The following is a 20799-nucleotide window of genomic DNA, read 5'->3' as shown; positions in this document are numbered from 1 at the left end:
CGGCATTACCTCTCGGTCGCGGCCTCGGTAACCTCGCGAGAAGGCCCGCCTGGCCAAGACCAAAACCTGACCTGGTCGCCCTTGACGCCGTGTATCAGGGCGCGCAGACCGGACACCGTCGTCGTGAGGACGGTGTCCGGGGTGTCGCTCTCGCGGAGATAGGCGGTGCCGGTGGGGGTGGCGGCGACGTAAAGGCAGTTCGAGCCGTCGCCGCTGTAGGTGGACTTCTGCCAGTGGAGTGGCGGCACGGTTGGTCCTCTCAAAGGTCCCGGGTGAGGTTGTCGATGAAGTCGCGTGACTCGGTGGTGTCCAGCGCGCAGGACTCCATGCGATCGAGGACAGCCCGGTACTTGGTCAACTGTGCCTCCGCGTCGAGGAACTCGCAGGCGCCATGGTGAGAGTCCAGTTGGACCGTGTCGAGTTGCGGTACCGAGCCCTCCACATAGTCGAATGACTGGCCGGTGGTCGGGAACTCGACTGCGCCGAAGGGAATCACGCGGATGGTGACGTGAGGCAGTTCGCTCATGTCGAGCAGGTGCTTGAGCTGACCTCGGGTGACCGCAGAGCCTCCGAAGCCCATGCGTAGAGCCGCCTCGTGAATGATCGCCGTGTAAGAGGGCGGGTTCTTGCTGTGCAGGACACCCTGCCGCTTCATGCGATGGCTGAGGCGGTGCTCGATCTCGTACTGCCGCATCGGCGGGGCCACCGCCTGGAACAGGGCTCGGGCCTGGTCGGTGGTCTGGAGGAGCGCCGGGATATGGAACAAGAGCGCCACCCGTAGCGCGGTCGCGTGGTGCTCCAGCTCGGCCAGATCGACCAGCGCGACGGGTACCTGTTCGCGATACTCCTCCCACCAGCCGCGGGTTCGCCGGCCTGTCATGGAGGCGAGGGCGTCGATGAGTGGCCCGTCGGAGCAGTCGTAGGTATGGGCCATGGAGCGGACGCGGTCGGCACTGACCGGGGTGCGGCCTGTCTCGATCATGCTGATGCGTGCTTGGTTGACGCCGAGCAGTTGGGCGGCCCCAGTGGTGGTGAGACCGGTGCGTTCGCGCAGCTTGCGCAGTTCTGCGCCCAGCCTCCGCTGCCGGAGCGTGGGGCTGTTGGTGGGCGGCACGGTGTGTCCCTCCTGGCCGCAATGAGGCGCCCTGTTCCCTCACACGAGTGAAGGTTGGAGCCTTCCTGTTGGTTTGGTTAGAGGTATCTAACCATCTGTCCTACGGTGGTCCCGTACCCGCTCAACAAGCCCCGCCCGCAAGCCAGAAGCGCATCGAACCAGGCAATGCCACCGGCAGGTGCGGCCGTGAGCGAGTCGTCCAAGTCCCCTTCCTCCCGGAGGTGTTCCATGGTCACCGTAGCCCTGCCCGACACCTGGGTGTACTCCCTTCGTCTGCCGCATGACCCCCGTGCCGCACGGGTCGCACGGATGACCGTGCGGGCGGTGCTCGGTGGGCATGGCAGACAGGACGTGCTGGACGTCGTCGAGTTGTTGACGTCCGAGCTGGTCGGCAACGCCTACCTGCACACCGCGGGGCCCGCCTCGCTGCGGCTCACAGCGCTGGGGGACGGGCGGCTCAGGGTCGGGGTGTGGGACAGTCACCCCTGCATTCCGGCGCCCTTCGCCAAGCCGCCCGGGGACCGCGTACCCATGCCGGACGTGGACTGCGAAGGCGGGCGCGGGCTGCATCTCGTGCAGGAGTACGCCGACTCCTGGGGCGGCTGGTCGGTCGCGGACCGCGGCGACCGGCTCGCGCGCGGTGCGGGCAAGCTGCTGTGGTTCGAGGTCGGTGGGCCGGGTGCCGCTCGTCCGTCCGGGCGGTCCTCGGCCCGCGCCGCCACCTGACGTCGATCACGACCGGGCCCACTCTGCGGTGTTCACCCGTGAACGGTGCAGGGGCTACTCCTCCAACCCCGCCGTAGCCAGCCCCCGCAACACCGTCCCGCATCTGCGGGCGTACGCCTGTTGCAACCCCCGGGTCGCGGGGCCGCCCGCTCGGGCGTACCACTTGGCCGGGCGGCTGAAGGCGGAGACCGTCAGCCAGACCGTGCCGTCGCCCGTGCGGTCGACGACGAAGGCCTCCTCGCCGCATTCGGGGTGGCCGGGCAGGGTGCCGTAGGCCCAGCCGGCGCGGCGGCGTTCCTCGACCGTCCAGACGACGCGGCAGGGGGCCTTGATCACGCCGGCGAGGGTCACCGTGACGTCCACGTCGGGGGCCGCGCGGTCCGCGTCGGTGGTCATGCCGACGCCCATCGAGCGGTGCATCTCCCAGGTGAGGACGGCCTCGGCCGCGCGGCGGAAGACCTCCTCGCCCTCGCCGAGGCGGGTGCGCACGTGCAGGGAGTGGAAGCCGGGCGGGCAGAAGCCGGGCCGCTCGCGGGTCGCGCCGACATCGGCGTACGTGAAGTCCTCCGAAGACATGGTGCCCAAGCGTAGGGCGGCACCCGGAATGTTCGCCTCCCGGGTGCCGCCCTCACTCGACTGCTGTCACGTCAGCTGACGTTGACCGCCGTCCAGGCCGCCGCCACCGTCGCGTACTCGGTGCTGGAGGAGCCGTACAGGGCCGACGCCGCGCTCAGGGTCGCCGTGCGGGCGCCCGAGTACGTCGTGGTCGACGTCATGTACGTCGTCAGGGCCTTGTACCAGATCTGGACCGCCTTGTCCCGGCCGATACCGGTGATCGTCGAGCCGTTGTAGGTCGGGGAGTTGTACGAGACCCCGTTGATCGTCTTCGCGCCGCTGCCCTCCGACAGGAGGAAGAAGAAGTGGTTCGCGGGGCCGGACGAGTAGTGCACGTCCAGGTTCTTCAGCGTCGACGACCAGTAGTTGGCGGACGCGCCGTCCTTGCTGGGCTGGTCCTGGTAGCGCAGCGGGGTGCCGTCGCCGTTGATGTCGATCTTCTCGCCGATGAGGTAGTCGCCGACGTCGTTGGAGTTCGCCGCGTAGAACTCGACCGCCGTGCCGAAGATGTCGGACGTCGCCTCGTTCAGGCCGCCGGACTCGCCGGAGTAGTTCAGGCCCGCCGTGTTCGAGGTGACGCCGTGGGTCATCTCGTGGCCGGCGACGTCGAGCGAGGTGAGCGGCTTGACGTTGCCCGAGCCGTCGCCGTACGTCATGCAGAAGCAGCTGTCGTCCCAGAACGCGTTGACGTAGGCGTTGCCGTAGTGGACGCGGGAGTACGCCGCCACGCCGTTGTTCTTGATGCCGTTGCGGCCGAAGGTGTTCTTGTAGAAGTCCCAGGTGGTCTGGGCGCCGTAGGCGGCGTCGACGGCGGCGGTCTGGTCGGTGGTGGAGCTGGAGGCCGCGCCGGTGCCCCAGGTGTCGTCGGTGTCCGTGAACAGCGTGCCCGCCGAACTGCTGGTGCTGCGCGCCTTGTTGTACGTCTTGTGGCCGCCGCGCGAGGTGTCGTACAGCTGGTACGTCGAGCCCGAGAGGTACGTGCCGAGGGTGACCGTGCCGGAGTACAGGCTCTTGCCGGTGCCCGTCTCGATGCCCTGGTACTCGTACAGCTTCGCGCCGGTGGCCGCGTCGGTGATGACGTGCAGCTCGTTCGGGGTGCCGTCCTCCTGGAGGCCGCCGACGACGGTCTCGTAGGCGAGGGTCGGCTTGCTGCCGTTGCCCGCCCAGACCACCTTGCGGGGCGCCTGGGAGGCCTCGGTGTCCTCCGAGCCCGCCGCCTTCGCGAGCGAGAGCGCCTGGGTCTCGGCCTTCGCCGCGGTCACGGCCGGGGTGGTGGAAGCGACCTTGATGGTGGTGTTCGTCGCCTTGGTGACGCCCTGCTCCGCGCCCGAGGCCGACTCGTGGACGACCAGGTCGCCGCCGAGGACCGGCAGGCCCGCGTAGGTGCGCTCGTAGCGGGTGTGGACCGTGCCGTCCGCGTCCTTGACCACGTCGCGGACGACCAGCTTCTCCTGGGCGCCCAGACCGATCTCCCGCGCGGTCGCGGGGGCGTCGGCCTGCTTGTCCTGGATGAGGGCGGTGCGGGCGGCCGGGGCCAGGGCGGTGGGGACGGCGAGCGGGGTGGAGCCCGCGGAGTCCGGCGCGGTCTGGGCGGCGGCGGTGCCACCGGTCAGGCCGGTGGTGATCAGGGCTCCGGCCGCGACGGCGGTGGCGACGGCCAGGGTGGTGCGCTTGTGACGCGCGTAGAAGGCAGGCGGGACAGTCACACAAGCTCCTTGTAGGTGGGGGAGCCCGGACGGCGTGGGGCGGCCGGCCGGTGCTGTGCTGAGGCTGTGCGGCGGGTGAGAGGAAGAGTGACACCGAGGTCGCGTACATGTCATGACCCCCACGTGATGTTGGCCGGAAACCGACCGGCCGGTGAACATTTCCGCCGTGTAAAAGGGGCGTGACCTCGGTCAAGGGCCAACCGGTCGGAGGTAAGGGACCGGCAAAGAGTGGACGCCGTCCCGGCGGGGCGCACCGCGCCGGGCGGGCACGATGCCGATGTCCGGCGGCAAGGCGGACGGGGCGTCGCCGGTGCGGCCGGGGACCGTCACCGGGGAGCTGACGGTCGTGCCGTTGTCCGGAATCGATAGGTCCTCAAGGGACGGCTCCCCAGGGGCCGCTCGTCAGGGGACTGCTCCCGCGAGGGGACCGCTCCCGCGTCGGACTACGCCTCGCTCGGCTCCCCGTGCCACGTCGCCCACAGCGACGCGTACGCGCCGTCCGCCCGCACCAGTTCCTCGTGCGTGCCGAGTTCGGTGAGGCGGCCGTCCTCCATCACGGCCACCCGGTCCGCGTCGTGCGCCGTGTGCAGCCGGTGCGCGATGGCGATGACCGTACGGCCCCGCAGGACGGCGGCGAGGGCGCGCTCGGTCTGCCGGGCGGTCGTCGGGTCCAGCAGCGCCGTCGCCTCGTCCAGGATCAGGGTGTGCGGGTCGGCCAGCACGACCCGGGCCAGGGCGAGCTGCTGCGCCTGCGAGCCGTCCGTACGGCAGCCGCCGGCGCCCAGCCCCGTGTCCAGCCCGCCGGGCAGCTCCCGGACCCAGCCCGCCGCGCCGACCGCCGCCAGCGCCGCCCACACCCGCTCGTCCGAGGCGCCGGGCTCGGCGATCAGCAGGTTGTCGCGGACCGTGCCGATGAAGACGTGGTGCTCCTGGGTGACCAGGACGACCTGGCGGCGCAGCACCTCCGGTTCCAGGGCGGCCACCGGCACCCCGCCCACCGTCACCGAACCCGCCGTCGGCGCGTCCACGCCCGCCAGCAGCCTGCTCAGCGTCGTCTTGCCGGCGCCGGACGGGCCGACGACCGCGAGCCGCTCCCCGGGCCGTACCGTCAGGTCGACCCCGCGCAGCACCTCGCCGCCGCGCTCGTAGGCGTACCGCACGCCGGTCACGTCGATCCGGTCGTCCGCCGGGGCCGGGACGCCGGCCCCGGGGGCCACACGGTCCGGCTCCGCGCCGTCCGGCATCGAGCCGTCCGGCACCGGCTCCCGGGCCAGCCCCTCCACCCGCGCGAACGAGGCGCCGCTGCTCTGGAGTTGCTCCACCCGCACCAGGATCTGGTCCAGCGGCTCGGTGAACTGCCGCAGGTACAGCGCGGCGGCCACCACCGTGCCCAGACTCATCGCGCCGCGCGCGTGCAGCGCCCCGCCCAGCAGCAGGACGCCCGCCACGGGCAGCGCGTACGACACCTCGATGACCGGGAAGAACACCGACCGCAGGTACAGGGTGTGGAAGCGGGCGCGCCGCGAGACCTCCAGCGCCGCGCGGCTCGCCCCGACGCGCGCCTCCCGGAGCCGGAACGCCTCCACCGTGCGCGCCCCGGACGCCGTCGCCGCCAGGACCTCGGCGACCTCGGAGCCGGCCGCGCCCTCGGCGAGGTACCCGGCGCGCGCCCGCCGCAGGTACCAGCGCAGCGCCCACCAGATCGGCGTCAGCCCGAGCACCCCGACCGCGCCCAGCAGCGGGTCGATCACGAAGACGGCGCCCAGCACGAACAGCGCCTGCACCGTGCAGACCAGCAGCTCCGGGCCGGCGTCGCGCAGCGTGGTCCCCACGGCGGCCACGTCGGCGGTGCCCCGCGTGGTCAGATCGCCGGTGCCGGCCCGCTCCACGACCGACGCGGGCAGCGCCAGCGCCCGCCCCACGAACTGCTCCCGCACCCGCGCCAGCGTCCGCTCCCCGAAGCGGTGCCCGGCGTACCGGGCCCAGCGCGCCAGCAGCAACTGCGCCGCCGCGCACACCAGGATGGCCACCGCCAGCCGGTCCACGGCCCCGGTACCGCTCCCGGCGCGCACCTCGTCGATGATCCGCCCCAGCAGCCAGGGCCCGGCCAGCCCGGCCGCGGCGGCCAGCGCGTTCGCCACGAGGACGACGGTGAAGGCCCGCCCGTCGGCCCGCACCAGCCGGGCGGCAGCCCGCCGTACGCCGGCCGGGCCGGCCACCGGGAGCCGGCCCGCGGTCTCCGGCTCCGGCGCCGCCGAGGTCCGGGCCCCCCTCTTCTGCCGTCCCGACGTCACGTCGCGGCCCCCTCGACGTCGCCCGGGCCGGCGGCCTCGCCTTCCCCGGTCTCCCCGCTGCCCCCGGTCTCCCCGCTGCCCCCGGTCTCCCCGGCGTCCCGCGCCACCAGCGCCCGGTAGCCCGGCTCCGTCTCCCTCAGCACCCGGTGCCGTCCGCTCGCCGCGACCTTCCCGTCCACGAGGTACAGCACGGTGTCGGCGTGGTCGAGCAGCAGCGGGGAAGTGCTGGTGACGACGGTCGTCCGGCCGTCCCGCGCCGCGCGCAGCCGTTCGGCGACCGCCGCCTCGGTGTGCGCGTCCAGCGCCGACGTCGGCTCCACGGCGAGCAGTACCTCGGCGTCGAAGAGCAGCGCCCGCGCCAGCCGAACGCGCTGCCGCTGCCCGCCGGAGAGACTGCGGCCCTGTGCCGCCACCGGCGAGTCCAGCCCCTCCGGCAGCCCCCGCACGACGTCCTCGGCGGCAGCCGCCCGCACCGCGCGCCCCACGGCGGCGTCGGTGTGGCCGCGCCCGCCGCCCACCACCTCGCGCAGCGGGCCCGCGAACAGGTCGGCCTCGTGGTCGGCGACCAGGATCCGCTCCCTGACCCGCGCCAGCGGGACCGCGTCGAGCCGTACGGCACCCCAGGTGACGTCGGACGGCGCGTACCGGCCCAGCCGGTCGACGACCGCGGCCGTGTCGGCGGGGCGGGCGCCCACCAGCGCCGTCAGCCGGCCCGGCACCACCCGTACCCCCGACGCCGGGTCGTACAGCACCGCCGGTCCGGCGGGCGCCGGCGTGGTGCCGGTGTCCGGGTCCGGCTCCAGCCGCAGCAGCCGGACGACCCGGCGGGCCGCGACCACACCCCGGCTCAGCTGGTACCCCATGTCGACGAGGAACGCCACCGGGCCGACCAGTACGGCGACATAGCCGTACACCGACACCAACTCGCCCACCGTCAGGTCCCCCCGGGCGGCGAGCCGGGCCGCCAGCCAGGTGACGACGGCGAGGAACACCGTCGGCAGGCCCGTGCCGAGCGCCTGCATCCAGCTGGTGACCGCGCCGACGCGGTAGCCCTGGTCGCGCAGCCGCCGGGAGTCGTGCCGGAAGGCGTCCGCGAACAGGTCCTTGCCGCCGAGCCCGTTGAGCACCCGCAGCCCGCCCGCCAGGTCGCCGATCCGGGCCGTGAGCACGCCCTGCCGTTCCCGGTACTCGCCCTCCGCCCCCTGGAGCCGCGCCATCAGCGGTCCCACGAGCACGGCCACCACCGGCATCCCGAGCAGCACGACCGCCGCGAGCAGCGGTGAGACCGCCAGCAGCAGCCCGGCGACGACGACGTACACGACGACCGAGCCGACACCCGGTCCGATCACCGTCAGCGACCCGGCGATGGTCTGCACGTCGCCCACCCCGACGGTGACGACCTCGCCGGCCCCCGCCCGGCGCGGCAGCGCGGCACCCAGCCGCACCACCTGCCCGACGACGACCTTGACCGTGCGGAAGTTCGCGTCCATGCGCAGCCGGGTCATCGTGCGGTGCCGCATGACGCTCACCCAGGCGTTGGCCGCCCCCACCGCGACCAGGGCGGCGGTCCAGCCCGCCAGCGCGGCCGGGTCCCCGGCCTCCAGCCCCTCGTCGACCGCCTTCGACAGCAGGTACGGCGCGGCCGCCAGCAGCACCATCCAGACACTGGCCAGCACGGCCCCGGCCAGCGCCCGCCCCGGCTGGCGGCGTACCAGCCACCACAGGTACCACCAGCCGCCGCGGCAGTCGGGCGTGCCGGGATCCCCGTAGACGTCGATCATCCGCCCCCGTCCCTTCGGTCGTGACGGCCCGCGCAGGACCGGGCCGCTCGGTGGTGGTGGCCGGCTCGGGCCGCGGCCACGTGGTCGTGGTGGTGTAGGTTCCGCGAGTTCGTTGGCACTGGCTCCTGCAGAAACGTCAGAATCCGGGCTTTGTGCGCAGCGCTGGGGTCGGGCGACGATGCGCAATCTTGGTCTCGTGGGTGAGGTTGCAGGTTACCCAGGGTGATGACGCTTGCCCATCGAATAAGCTGTGCAGTGGTTCGCGCCGGAGGCGGGGCGGCAGCGGCCGGAGAGCCGGAATACAGAACCTGGCACTTCGGTCACCTCTCCGAGCCCTCGGCCCCACGTGACGAACCCGGGCAGGTCTCGATCACGTCACTTCATGATCATGACGTCCGCCTGTCTGTGAAGATCCCCCCACTATCGGTGATCGATGGGTGGAGATGTCATGAGGGGTATCCGCTTCAAGAAGAAGATGGCCGCCTGACGCGTCAACGCGATCTCGTCCAGCGGGACCCGCCCCACGTCGGTCGACGGGGGGCATCTGCCCAGGCGGTCGATCACCGTCGCCGTATCTGCGGGGCTTGCGCCGGCCAGTGCCGTCAGGCGGCCCGGCAGCACTCGTACCCCCGACTCGGGGTCGTGGAGTACCGACGGTTCGGCGGGGGCGTCCCGGGTGCCGGTGTCTTCCAGTGGTGCCAGGCGCAGGAAGCGTACGACCCTCCGCGCCGCCACCACGCCCCGGCTGAGCTGGTAGCCGCACTCGACCCAGAAGGCCACCGGGCCCACCAGGACCGCGACATAGCCGTAGACCGACACCAACTCGCCTATGGTGATGTCCCCTTGGGCGGTCAGCCGGGCCGCGAGCCAGGTCACCACGCCGAGGAACAGTGTGGGTAGGCCGACGCCGAGGGCCTGGACCCATTTGGTCACCGCGCCCACGCGGCAGCCCTGCGCCCGCAGGCGCTGCGAGTCCCGGTGGAAGGCGTTGGCGAACAGGCCTTTGCCGCCGAGGCCGTTGAGGACGCGCAGCCCGCCCGCGAGGTCGGCGATGCGGGCGGTGAGCGCGCCCTGGCGTTCCCGCTACTCCGTCTCGGTGCCCTGGAGCCGGGTGAGGAGCGGGCCGACGAGCATGACGATCGTCGGGATCCCGAGCAGCACCACGGCGGCGATGAGCGGCGAGACCGACACCAGCAGGGCCGCGACCGCCAGATAGGCGATGACCGCGCCCACCCCGGGCCCGACCACGGTCAGGGCCTGGCTGATCGTCTGCACGTCGCCCACCCCGATCGTGACGACCTCCCCGGCCCCGCGCGCCGCGACAGCGCGGCACCCAGCCGCACCGCGTGCCCGACGACCACCGTGACCGTGCGGAAGTTGGCGTCCATCCACCCCGGGTCATCGTGCGGTGCCGCATGATGCTCAGCCACGCGTTGAACGCCCCCACCGCGAAGAGCGCGGCCGACCATCCCGCGAGGACCGGGAAGTCTCCCGGCTCCAGGCCCTCGTCGATCGCCTTCGCCATCAGGCACGGCGTCGCGGCCAGCAGTGCCATCCACATGCTGGCCAGCACCGCCCCGGCGGCGGACCGGCCCAGCTGACATCGCACCAGCCACCACAGATACCGCCAGCCGCCACGGCTGTCGGGCGTGCCGGGATCCTCGTACGCGTCGATCACCTGTTGTCCCCCTGCGTAGACGACTTGGTGAACTCGCCACCAGTTTGTGCATTTCTGTGGGATCTTGATGGGTAGCTCATGAACGGCGGAATCGAATTTGCCATGTATCGACATGTCATGTATCGGACAACTTGGAGGTGATGTGTGTGCACGGCATACGCAGATGGGGGCCGGCAGCGGTCGCACTGACGCTGCTGGCCGGAGCGTTCCAAGGAATTCAGGCATCCCCGGCAGCCGCGGTCGGCTGCTTCCGAGCCACCTGTTCGGGCAAGGACCCCATCGAAATGGGGTGTGACGACGACGCCGAGCTTCTTCAGCAGGTCACCGAGCCGGACGGGTCGGTCGTGATACGGCTGATATGGTCGTACATGTGCCAGGGGGTGTGGGCGAAGATCTCACGCGATCTCGACACCTCTCCCGACTACGTGTACGGGACGCTGTGGACGACCCGCGATCCCGAGGGCGGCGTCCAGCAGGCCGACACGACGGGCCTTCTCGCCGACGGCGTGGCAGGCGCCTACACCAGGATGCAGAACTGGAAGAAGACGTCGGCGAAGGCGTGTTGGAACGACGTCGACGCGCAGTACGACCCCATGCCGCTGAGGTACATCGTCAACAACAACGACGCGAGCCTCCCGACCGTGCACGGCTCGTGCACCGACTGGCTGTAGGGGGAGAAGATGCGCAGAAGACGTCTCCGGAGATTCTTCTCCACGAATCCGCTGATAGCCCTGAGCGTGCTGGCGGCCTCCGCCGCGCTACTCCCGCTGGCTTCCCCGGACACCCCGGTGCAGACGGCCGCCGCTGACGGCACGGCACCCCGCATGTTCTCCGCACCCGACAAGGAGCTCGGATCGGACTACGCCTCGTCATCGGACGCGATCGTCCAGGCCACCGGCGACGCCGAGGGACTACACATCCTCGCGGCGAAGGAGAGCGACGGGTTCTCCTTCTACGAGATCGCCCGCCTCCACCGTACGGACCTGTCCGAGGTCGGCCCCTGGACGGGCTACGTCTGCACCACCGGATCAGGGAACTACGCGGCGGCCGTCTACGCCCCGTCGGTCTGGTCCAACCAGCCCGGAGCGTATGACAACGGTGCCTTCGCCGCGGTGATCCGGCTCTCCGACGGCAAGGTCACCGAGGTTCCCGACCGGGTGCAGCTGGCCTACTTCACGCCGGGTTGCGGAACGGGCGACGAGGTGGCGTTCACCTCCAGCTCGGCCACCGACACCTCCGTCGGCGACACGACCGTGATCTCGGTCGACGCGCCCACCGGAACGGTGACCTCCCGCCGTACCGTCGACGGCTACCTGACCCACGTCACGCCCACCCAGAAGGGCACCGTCGGCGTCCTCGGCGGCAACCTCGTCGACCTGAAGGCCAACGGCAAGAAGCTCTCCGCCCGCAAGCTCGCCGCGGTACCGGGCCCGATGTTCGCGCTGACCGCCTCCAAGAACGGCACCGTCGACATCGGCACCGTCGACGGCGACAGCAGCGTCATCTCCCGTTACGACGGCGGGGACTTCACCGAACTCGGCCGCGCCCCGAAGGGGGACGTCAAACTCCTCCCGCTGGCCGACGGCGACGCGGTCGTCGGCGACGTGGCGGACATCGACACCAGCAAGGCGCCGGGGCTCGCCAAGCACCCGGTGGACGGCCGTGTCGTCGGCATCTCCCGCCAGGGCCACCTGGTGACCAACTCGGTGTTCTCCGAGCAGATGAAGGGCATCACCAGCACCCTCGGCTCGCCGTCGGACGAGGGCGTCGGATCCCTGACCATCAAGGCTACGGCGGTCAAGACCGGGGCGAAGGCCAGCACCCTCGTGGACGCCGACCGCGAGCGGCCGCAGGCGGATTCCTCGCTGTCGCTGGACCCGGCCGCGTTCGCCGCGGCCACAGGCGATGACGACGACCCGCTCACCTGCGGTGAGGACGGCCCGGAATCACAGTGCCTGTCCGGAGACGGTGCGCAGGTCGTCGGCAAGCTCGCGGACATGGAAACCCCCTGCATCGTCAAGCGCAATGACCCCAAGCGCCAGGCCCTCCAGGCCAGTGCGAACCAGGTGGAGTGGGCGGTCGACCAGGCCGTGCACGGAGAGCTGACGGTGTCCCGCCCGGCGGACTGGCACGACACGGGCCTGGGCGCCTACACCCCGCAGGGCCTGTTCCCCAAGCCGGGTCTGACCGGCGGAGGTGAGATTCCCGCCCAGGTCATGCTCGGTATCCTCGCCCAGGAGTCCAACTTCAAGCAGGCGTCCTGGCACTCCGTGAACGGCGACTCGGGAAACGTCACCAAGTCCGACTGGTACGGCAACCTCAACGGCATCCACGACTACCCCAGGCGGGGCAGCGCCGACTGCGGTTACGGCATCGCCCAGGTGACGACCGGCATGTCCGAACTCCACGGCGAGCAGCTCGACACCCTGCACGCCGGCGCCGTCACCACCGACTACGCGGCGAACATCGCAGCCGGGCTGAGCATCCTGGCCGAGAAGTGGAACCAGCTCAAGGCCCTGGGCATGAATGCGAACAACGGCAGCCCGGACTACATCGAGAACTGGTACATGGCGCTGTGGGGCTACAACTCCGGCGTCTACACCTCCGGTTCCGTGGGCCTGGGCTACTTCAACAACCCGATCAAGCCCAACTACCCGGCCGACCGGCAGCCGTTCCTGCGCGACAGCTACGACGACGCCTCCCACCCCGGCGACTGGACCTACCAGGAGAAGATCCTGGGCTGGGCGGAAGTCCCGCAGATGACCTGGGACGGCGTGGCCTCGTACGTCAAGCCGACCATGCCGTTCAACGTCGTCACGGCCGCCCCGCTCGACGCGTTCTGCGACTCGTCCAACGCGTGCGACCCGGACGCGGCCGACCCGTGCCCGAGCTGGGACTCGGCGTGCTACTGGAGCGGCAGCGTGAGCTGGATCGGCTCGCAGAGCAGCGCCAACTCCAGTACGGAGGCGCTGAGATACACGCTCGGCTCGTCGGAGCCCGCCCTTGAGAGCAAGTACGGCCACGGCCCGTGCATCGACCACCCGAGCGTCTACACCAACGCGATCATCGTCGACGACCTCGGCGAGCACGAAGACACCTATGGTTGCGGGGACTTCGAGGGCGCCGACGACGGCAAGTTCACCCTCCAGACCGGTGACAACATCACCATGGAGAGGGACGACTACACCTACCGCGCCACCCCCTACATCGCCCCCATCGACCTGCACCAGCTCGGCGCCGGGTACGACCACCACGTCTACTTCACGCACAACTACCCCGACACCGACTACTTCCACAAGATCACCGGCCGCTGGCAGGTCAACCAGTCCGACCTCCCCTCCGGGGACACGTTCGGCGGTCAGCGCTACAAGGTCTACCTCCACCTGCCCAGCCACGGTGCGGAGGCGACCGTCCGGTACCGCTTCATCCCGGGCGACAACGCGTACGGCGCCGCGCCCGACTACTGCACCGTCAACCAGGCGAACCGCAGCAACGGCCAGGAGACCTGGTTCGAGATGGGCACCTTCACCTTCTGGAAGGGCGGCTACATCGAGGCGGACAACCTCCACTCCGCCGGCACCGGGGACGACAACGTGGTGTTCGACGCCATCGCCTTCGTTCCGTACAGCACCGCCGAACCCGGCCCGTGCGCCCTGGTCGACGGTGGAGCGTGATGCGCCCAGCTCTCCGCGTTCCCGCCGTGCTGATGACTCTCGTCATCGGCACGGCGGGAGCCGTCTCCTGCACCCGCAACGACTCCGATACGGCGGCGCCCGACCTGACGAAGTCAGCGGCGCCGAGCCCGGTGCCGTCGAAGACACGGATCGTGCCGCGCGCCGCCGATCTGCCGAAACACGCGGTGACCAGCGACAAGCGGCCCACCTTCGGGGCGGCGGACACCATGGCCGCCGGATACACCGGCGAGGAATTCCTCGCCGGCCTCTCGAAAGACTGGAAGCTCAAACTGGACAAGCCCGTCGAGCAGGAGATGCCCGACGGAAAGAACAGAACCTATGTCAACGGGCGCGGCGAGAACGGGATGACGATCTCCGCCGGATATGTCGATGGCGAGAACCTGTCGTCGCTGCTGTGCAGAACCGGCACGGATGAATCGGATCAATCCGATGGCTTCCTCGCTGCCTGCACCGCACTCGATGTGACGGGAGTCGACCAAGAAAAGGCCTCTTCGTGGCTGAAACAGGCGAAAAAGGAGACCGATTCCCTGTATGAGAAGAGAGTCGCCGCGACGGGAAACAAGAAGGAGTACGTGGTGAGCGGGGTGCTCGTCTCGGGACCGGTGGTGATGGTTCTGCACCGGGCCTACGACAAGTACTCGCTGCGGATCCTTGGAGGTGCGGTGGCCTAGGGCGAGCAGAGGAGGTCGTCGACCTTCTCCTTGTAGTCCTGGGCTTCGCCCGCTTCATAGCCGGCTTCCTTGAGGCTCTTCATGAGTGAGGCAGTGTCCCCGCACAGAGTGGGGAGCTGCCGCTCAAGGTAGGACTTGACGCCTTCGGCGGACAGTTCTTCCCATGCCCGTTTCGTCTCGTCGTTCTTCTCGTGGGCGTAGGAATACTCGACCCATTCCTTCTCCTGGTCTGACAGCTGAGACGTGTCGACGGCCGTGTCACTTCCCCCGCATGCGGCGGCCAGGAGAATGCACGTGAATACGAGACATATGCGCGCCTTCTTCACAGTTCCTCTTCTGCGTAGATTGCCGGAGGCGTATTCTATTGTAGGTTCCGCGATTTCGTTGGCACTGGCTCCTGCAGAAACGTCAGAATCCGGGCTTTGTGCGCAGCGTTGGGGTCGGGCGACGATGCGCACTCTTGGTCTCGTGGGTGAGGTCGCAGGTTACCCAGGGTGATGACGCTTGCCCATCGAATAAGAGGTCGCGCAGGTAGGCGCGTTGGTGGACCCCGGCAGCAAAGCAGGCACAGGTCTTGGCGATCATGGAGTTGCGACGCTCTGTGATCACCGGGGAGACCTGTGCCTGTACTGCCATCATGGCTGACCGAACCACTCTGGGGCCAATTCGCCGCCCTGCTGCCTGCGCGATCGGCCTACGTGCCGACCCATCCGCTGGGCTGCCACCGCCCACGCATCAGCGACCGGATCGTCTTCGACAAGCTGCTGCAGCTCCTGCGCTTCGGCTGTTCCTATCAGGCGATCGCCGACACGACCTCCTCGGCTACCACGATCTGCAACCGCCGCGACGAGTGGATCGCCCTCGGCGTCTTCGCCTAACTCAAGCAGATCGCGCTGGCCTCCTACGACCGGATCGTCGGCCTTGTCCTGGAGCGGATCGCCATCGACGGCTCGATCACCAAAGCCCCCGGCGGCGGCGAGGTCGCGGGGCGTTCACCGGTCGATCGCGGCAAACAGGGCCTGAAACGCTCGGGCATGACGGATGGTTACGGGATCCCACTGGGACGCGTGCTGGCTGGAGCCAACCGTCACGACTCCCCGCTGGTTGCCTTGACCCTGGACCGCCTGGACGACCTGCGACCACTGCCCGACGACATCACCATCCACCTGGACGCCGGCTACGACTCGGACAAGACCCGCGCCCTGCTCGACGAACGTGGCCTGCACGGCCGCATCGCGCACAAGGGCGAGAAGGCACCGATCCAGGCAAGTCAGAGGTGGTATGTGGAACGCACCCACGCCTGGCAGAACGCCTTCCACCGTCTCGCCCGCTGCTACGAGCGCCGGACCACCGTCATCATCGACGCCTTCTTCGGCCTGGCCGACACCATCATCACCGTGCGTAGCCTAATCCGTCGGGCATGGACGACCCACCGCTGGGACGAACCCGACCCGCTGCCCATGAGCACACGCCTATCCGCGCGACCTCTAAGCCGTGCAGAGGTTCGCCCCGGAGGCGGGGCGGCAGCGACAGGAGAGCCGGAATGCAGAACCTGGCACTTCGTGTCACCCCTCCGAACCCTTGGTGACGAACCCGGGCAGGTCTCGATCACATAACTTCATGGCCATGACATCCGCCTGCCTGTGAAGATCCCCTCACTACCGGTGATCGATGGACGGGAAAACAGGACGGGATGAAGCGGTGATCGGCTCGGAAGACATGGGGCCCGTTCCGCAGGTTCCGAAGATTTACGTCGATGAGTTCACTCCCGTCGGAAAATAGAAAGGGGAACATTTTTGATTGTGCGTATAAGAGGAAACACGCGGTGGTGACAGCGGCCTTGCGCTGCCCTTCCATCGGGATCGTTGCTGTCACGCGGAACTGAAGCATCCTCAGCCAGCCCGCCGAAGCCCTCCGCCGCTGAGCCGATGCCCCATGCACCGGTGCGGCTGTGGAGTCCGTGCCATCAACTGCTCTTCCGGACCTTGGAGAACCCTTGAGACGAAGAAGCCGATACAGACGAGGATGGGCCGCCGCGGCGGCCTGCGCCGCGCTGACCGGCGGCCTCCTGCAAGCCGCCGGGCCCGCGACCGCGGCACCCGAGCCCGGCCGCGTCGACGAACAGGCCACGCCGACACCTTCGGGCCAGGTCGACGATCCGGGCAAGAAGCTCGGCACAGGCTGGAAGGCGTCCAAGGACCGGGCGGTGACGAGCGCGGCCGACACCGACGGCCTGAACATCCTGGTCGCCGATTCGGCGAAGGCATACGTCTGGAAGACGGTCGCCTCCTTGTCGGAGCCGACGTTGTCGGCGGACACCTGGATCGGCAACCAGTGCGTGATGGACACCGATCACATCGCCGCCGTGTACGCGCCCCGCGCGTTCACCAACAAGCCCGACCTGATGCAGGGCGGCGCGTTCGCCGCCATCGTCAACACCGCCACCGGCCATGTAGTGAAGCTGCCGTTCACCGTGTCGCTCGCCTACTTCGACCCGTCCTGCAACACGGTCACGCACACCGCCGCCTTCACGGCCTTCCGCGACATGAACGACCCGGCGAAGACGAAGACCCGGGTGGTGACCGTCAACGCGGCGGGCAGGACGATCGGTTCGGCGGTGACCGCGGGGGAGATCACCAGCGCGGTGCCGGTCAAGGACGGCGCGATCGGCGGGCGCGGGAACGAACTGGTCCATATCGACAAGGCGGGCCGTACGACGACGCTGGCCGCCGCCGACGGAACTCCGTTCGACATCCGGCTCACCGCGAACGGACACGTCGCCTTCCTCGACCACGAGGGCGACTCCACCGCCCACGCCAAGCTGTGGCGCGGACACGGCGAGCCGTCCGTGATCGCCGCCGGCGAACTCGGCGAACTCGCCCTGCGTCAAGGGGTCGAGGGGCGGGTGTTCCTCACCGGCGAACCGTCCGCCACGCACCTGGGGGACACGGGCGTCACACGCCTCGACGCCTCCGCGGAGACGGACGTCTCCACCCTGGGACGCCTCGCCGTCGACCCCGTGCTCACCCCCGGCGTCCGCCGCGGCCTGGCCCGGATCAACGACGCGGGCCAGAACTTCACGAAGAGCAGCCCGGGGCCGGAGGGCACCGCGGAGGGCGCGCCGGACACCGTGGCCGACGACGAGCCGACCACCGTGACGTCCACGGCCACCCCCACCGAAGCCAAGCTCACCCAGTCGGTGGCGGAGCCCACGACCGCCGGGTCAAGCGCCTCCGTGTCCCCCGCGCTCACCGGCACCGCCGCCGCCGACCTCACCGCCGCCGACTCCCGGGCCAACGATCCGGTCGACACCGACCGTTGGTGCTCGGTGCCGCGCAACGACGTCAACTCCCAGGCGCTGCAACCGACTCCGAACCAGGTCGAGTGGGCTGTCGACATGGCCGTACGCGGTGAACTGCGTTCGAACTGGATCACCCAGGGCGGCTGGCGCGACCAGATCGGGATCGGCACCATCGATCCGCAGGGCCTCTTCCCCCGCCCGTCCCTGACCGGCGGCGGCCGTATCCCAGCGAACGTGCTGCTCGGTGTGATGGCGCAGGAGTCGAACCTGTGGCAGGCCGAACCGGGCGCGGTCCCGGGCCAGATGGGCAGCCCGCTGGCCTCCTACGCCGGCTTCTACGGCCACAAGGGCGACGACGCGGCGTCGTACTGGAAGATCAACTGGGCGAACTCCGACTGCGGTTACGGAGTCGGACAGGTCACCGACGGCATGCGGCTCGCGGGGTACGAGAAGGAGGGCGAGACCGCGCTGCCCGCGGCCACCCAGCGCGCGGTCGCCCTGGACTACTCGGTGAACATCGCCGCCTCCCTGTACATCCTCGCGGACAAATGGAACGAGCTCCACGAGTCGGCACAGACGATCACCGTCAACAACGACGACCCGGCCAAGCCCGAGAACTGGTTCGCCGCCCTGTGGAACTACAACCTCGGTTTCAATCCCCGCAGCGCCGAGTCGGCGAACGGCAACTGGGGCCTGGGCTGGTACAACAACCCCGCCAACCCCGTGTATCCGCCGTCCCGTTCGGCCTTCATGAACACCGACATCGACCCGGACGCCGCCAAGGACGCCGCGCATCCGCAGGACTGGCCGTACGAGGAGAAAGTGCTGGGCTGGGCCTCCTGGTCCATGGACACCGGCGTCTCCTACGCCACCTCCGGCCGGCAGGACTGGCCGGGCGAGTCCGGCTTCTCGTCCGCCGGCTTCCGCCCCGCCTACTGGAACGGCACGGCCGATCCCTACTCGGTCGTGGGCAGCGCGAAGTACAACCGCGCGCACGCGACGCCGTCGCTCGACACGTTCTGCAACAGCAAGAACACGTGCGACTCCGCCAACCCGCCAGACTGCCCTGACGCGGCCTGCTACACCCAGTACTGGTGGCACGAGTCCAACGCCACCTGGAAAAGTGACTGCACGACCACCTGCGGCTTCGAGAACATCAAGTACGTGACTCTGGTCGCCGAACCGGGCCGCGGCACCCGGCTCCAGTACGGCACTCCGACCTGCACCAACGACGGTCTGCCCGCGGGCGCGCTGGTCGTGAACTCCGTGCCCGACAACACGAACACCTACAGCTCGTGCGGTACGACCGGTACCGACGACGGGAGCTTCGAGTTCACGTTCAACTCCGACGGCTCGGTCGGCCCCGGCCTCGGTCAGTACGAGGCGAAGGGCGACCTGTACCAGATAGGCGGCGGATACGACGGCCACTTCTGGTACGCCCACACCCGCAACGCCGCCCACCTCGGCGGTGACAACGGGGTGATGACGGTCAAGGGGACCTGGACTCTCGGCCAGAACCTGAACGGCTGGGCCCGGGTGTTCGTGCACCTGCCCGATACCGGCGCCCACACCCAGCAGGCCCACTACACCATCCGCGGGGTGGCGGGCGGTGACCGGGAGCGCTACATCAACACCCACTACAGCGCGAACACTTGGGCCGAGCTCGGTGTCTACCACTTCACCGGGACTCCCCAGGTGGAGCTCACGAACACCGCCGACGACGGCACCGCCGACGAGGATGTGGCGTACAGCTCGGTCGCCTTCCAGAGCCTCCCGGGCAAACCGCAGGACGTGGTCGTCGCGATGGGCGACTCCTACACCTCCGGCGAGGGCTCGGGGGACTACTACCACGTCAGCGACCGCGATCACGGGGAGACCAGCTGGAACGCTTGTCGGCGCAGCCCGAACGCATGGCCGCGCAAGGTGACTCTCCCGAACCAGTCTCAGACCGTCGGGACGCTCGCGGACGGCTACGACGCGAGTCTGGACTTCCAGTTCGTCGCCTGTTCCGGAGCCAAGACGTGGCAGGCGGATTCGGGCACGCCCGTGGACGGCACCACGGGCAAGGAGACCTGGGGCTTCGACGGAAACTTCCACGAGAAGCTGCAGATCGACTCGGGGGTGCTCAGCTCGGACACGACCCTGGTGATGCTGACCATCGGCGGCAACGACGCCCGGTTCGACAAGAAGATCCAGGCCTGTGTGGAGAGCGGATGTCCCGACGAAGCCTCGATGCAGGCGGACATCGACGACGCGGTGACGCAGACCGGGACGTTGCTGAGCAACATCCATTCCGCAGCGCCGAACGCGACGATCTCGCTGATGGGGTATCCCCTGCTCTTCAGCCGTACGGAGGCCTGCTCGACGCTGGTGAGCGCGTCTCAGCGTGTCATCCTGAACGACATGGCCCAGTACTTCGAGGACAGACAGAGCGAGCTCGCGACCTCCATGTCCGCGGAGAACGTGCGCTACAAGTCGCCGCAGTCGGCGTTCGAGGGCAAGCGCATCTGCGACGCGACGGAAGGCATCAACGGGGTGGTGGCCGGGCCGAACGGTGACGGCGACTTCCACCAGGACGACCCCGCGACGCCGTTGTGCTGGTGGTTCTGGGGGGACAACTGCCTGAGCCGTGAGAGCTACCACGCGAACAAGACGGGTACCACCGCCTACGCGCAGGCGTTCATGATGCTGGGTCCCGCCGCACTAAAGCGAGAGGGCCAGTGAATCGGACTCTTTCCTCTGCCGGTGCTCCGTCGCGGTCCGACCGCGGCGGGGTACCGGCCCCCGGCTGCATGGTGGCCCTCATGGTGCCCATCGTCCTCGTGCTGCTCGCCGCGGGAACGCTCATGTTCATGGCCCACCGCCAGAACAGCGCCAACGAGCGCCATGAGAAAGAGGCACTGGAGCAGATAGCCAGGCATGCGAAGTCGTACGAGGACGACGTGCGGGGCGAGACGCGCGGCAGCTACCCGAGCCAGGAACGGATCCGCGCCATCGCCCAGCGGAACTCCGGCACTCTCGTCTCCTACGCGCCGTCGGACCAGTCGCTGACCACCGTCGTCGAGCTCTTCGCGACCTACCAGGACTCCAGCTTCTTCGGCACCTTGCCCTCACGCGCCTACCGCTGCTACTCCTTCCGTTTCCAGAAGGGTGCCGAGGGCGAACCAGGCAGGACGAGGCTTCCCCTTCAGCAGTGCAATCCCACCTGACCGGGCATG

General features: G+C 69.5%; 13 protein-coding genes and 2 pseudogenes. 7 read left to right on the top strand and 8 right to left on the bottom strand.

All coding sequences use genetic code 11. The annotated features are described in order from the left end of the window. Positions 1-5 precede the first annotated feature (5 nt). The gene (locus ACFYWQ_RS29795; protein ID WP_389520548.1) at positions 6-248 is read right to left on the bottom strand and encodes a DUF397 domain-containing protein; all 243 of its coding nucleotides are present in this window, start codon (positions 246-248) and stop codon (positions 6-8) included. A gap of 11 nt (positions 249-259) precedes the next feature. Further along, a complete protein-coding gene (locus tag ACFYWQ_RS29790) occupies positions 260-1114 on the bottom strand; it encodes a helix-turn-helix domain-containing protein (protein ID WP_389520547.1) in 855 nt (284 codons plus the stop codon). A 228-nt stretch (positions 1115-1342) separates the two neighbouring features. Here ACFYWQ_RS29790 and ACFYWQ_RS29785 point away from each other — a divergent pair, with 228 nt between their 5' ends. Then, positions 1343-1840, top strand: coding sequence for an ATP-binding protein (locus ACFYWQ_RS29785; RefSeq protein ID WP_389520545.1), 498 nt, complete (start codon positions 1343-1345; stop codon positions 1838-1840). A gap of 54 nt (positions 1841-1894) precedes the next feature. On the opposite strand, the gene ACFYWQ_RS29780 is transcribed toward ACFYWQ_RS29785, so the two are convergent. The 5 genes and pseudogenes from ACFYWQ_RS29780 to ACFYWQ_RS29760 form a co-directional block, all read right to left on the bottom strand. Continuing rightward, on the bottom strand, positions 1895-2416 hold the full coding sequence (locus ACFYWQ_RS29780) for a DUF1990 domain-containing protein (protein WP_389520543.1): 522 nt from the start codon (positions 2414-2416) through the stop codon (positions 1895-1897). A gap of 71 nt (positions 2417-2487) precedes the next feature. After that, positions 2488-4161 (bottom strand): M4 family metallopeptidase, encoded by a 1674-nt coding sequence (locus ACFYWQ_RS29775; protein ID WP_389520542.1) that lies wholly within the window; start codon positions 4159-4161, stop codon positions 2488-2490. Between the two features lie 443 nt (positions 4162-4604). After that, on the bottom strand, positions 4605-6380 hold the full coding sequence (locus ACFYWQ_RS29770; protein WP_389520577.1) for an ABC transporter ATP-binding protein: 1776 nt from the start codon (positions 6378-6380) through the stop codon (positions 4605-4607). A gap of 71 nt (positions 6381-6451) precedes the next feature. Further along, positions 6452-8236, bottom strand: coding sequence for an ABC transporter ATP-binding protein (locus ACFYWQ_RS29765; protein ID WP_389520540.1), 1785 nt, complete (start codon positions 8234-8236; stop codon positions 6452-6454). Between the two features lie 486 nt (positions 8237-8722). Continuing rightward, positions 8723-9914, bottom strand: a pseudogene (locus tag ACFYWQ_RS29760) (ABC transporter transmembrane domain-containing protein); the annotation flags it as partial. A 140-nt stretch (positions 9915-10054) separates the two neighbouring features. Here ACFYWQ_RS29760 and ACFYWQ_RS29755 point away from each other — a divergent pair. The 3 genes from ACFYWQ_RS29755 to ACFYWQ_RS29745 are packed head-to-tail and all read left to right on the top strand — an operon-like array spanning position 10055 to position 14280. Further along, a complete protein-coding gene (locus ACFYWQ_RS29755; protein ID WP_389520538.1) occupies positions 10055-10585 on the top strand; it encodes a DUF2690 domain-containing protein in 531 nt (176 codons plus the stop codon). A 9-nt stretch (positions 10586-10594) separates the two neighbouring features. Further along, entirely contained in the window at positions 10595-13588 is a 2994-nt protein-coding gene (locus tag ACFYWQ_RS29750; RefSeq protein WP_389520536.1) for a hypothetical protein, read from the top strand. A gap of 32 nt (positions 13589-13620) precedes the next feature. Continuing rightward, complete coding sequence (locus ACFYWQ_RS29745; RefSeq protein WP_389520535.1) at positions 13621-14280, top strand: hypothetical protein; 660 nt, start codon at positions 13621-13623, stop codon at positions 14278-14280. Here the strand turns inward: ACFYWQ_RS29745 and ACFYWQ_RS29740 are convergent. Continuing rightward, positions 14277-14606, bottom strand: a complete 330-nt coding sequence (locus ACFYWQ_RS29740; protein ID WP_389520533.1) for a hypothetical protein — start codon at positions 14604-14606, stop codon at positions 14277-14279. The two genes, ACFYWQ_RS29745 and ACFYWQ_RS29740, sit on opposite strands and share 4 nt — an antisense overlap. A 294-nt stretch (positions 14607-14900) precedes the next feature. Here ACFYWQ_RS29740 and ACFYWQ_RS29735 point away from each other — a divergent pair. The 3 genes and pseudogenes from ACFYWQ_RS29735 to ACFYWQ_RS29725 all read left to right on the top strand — a co-directional run bounded on the left by ACFYWQ_RS29735 (position 14901) and on the right by ACFYWQ_RS29725 (position 20790). Then, positions 14901-15744 (top strand): annotated as a pseudogene (locus tag ACFYWQ_RS29735) (IS5 family transposase). 532 nt (positions 15745-16276) lie between these two features. Further along, positions 16277-20305, top strand: a complete 4029-nt coding sequence (locus ACFYWQ_RS29730) for an SGNH/GDSL hydrolase family protein (RefSeq protein ID WP_389520531.1) — start codon at positions 16277-16279, stop codon at positions 20303-20305. An 80-nt stretch (positions 20306-20385) separates the two neighbouring features. Continuing rightward, entirely contained in the window at positions 20386-20790 is a 405-nt protein-coding gene (locus ACFYWQ_RS29725) for a hypothetical protein (protein ID WP_389520530.1), read from the top strand. Positions 20791-20799 lie beyond the last annotated feature (9 nt).

It is taken from the genome of Streptomyces sp. NPDC003247 (genome assembly GCF_042888135.1).
Lineage (GTDB): Bacteria > Actinomycetota > Actinomycetes > Streptomycetales > Streptomycetaceae > Streptomyces.
The sequence above is the reverse complement of the archived record's forward strand: the minus strand, read 5'-3'. Positions and strand labels throughout refer to the sequence as shown.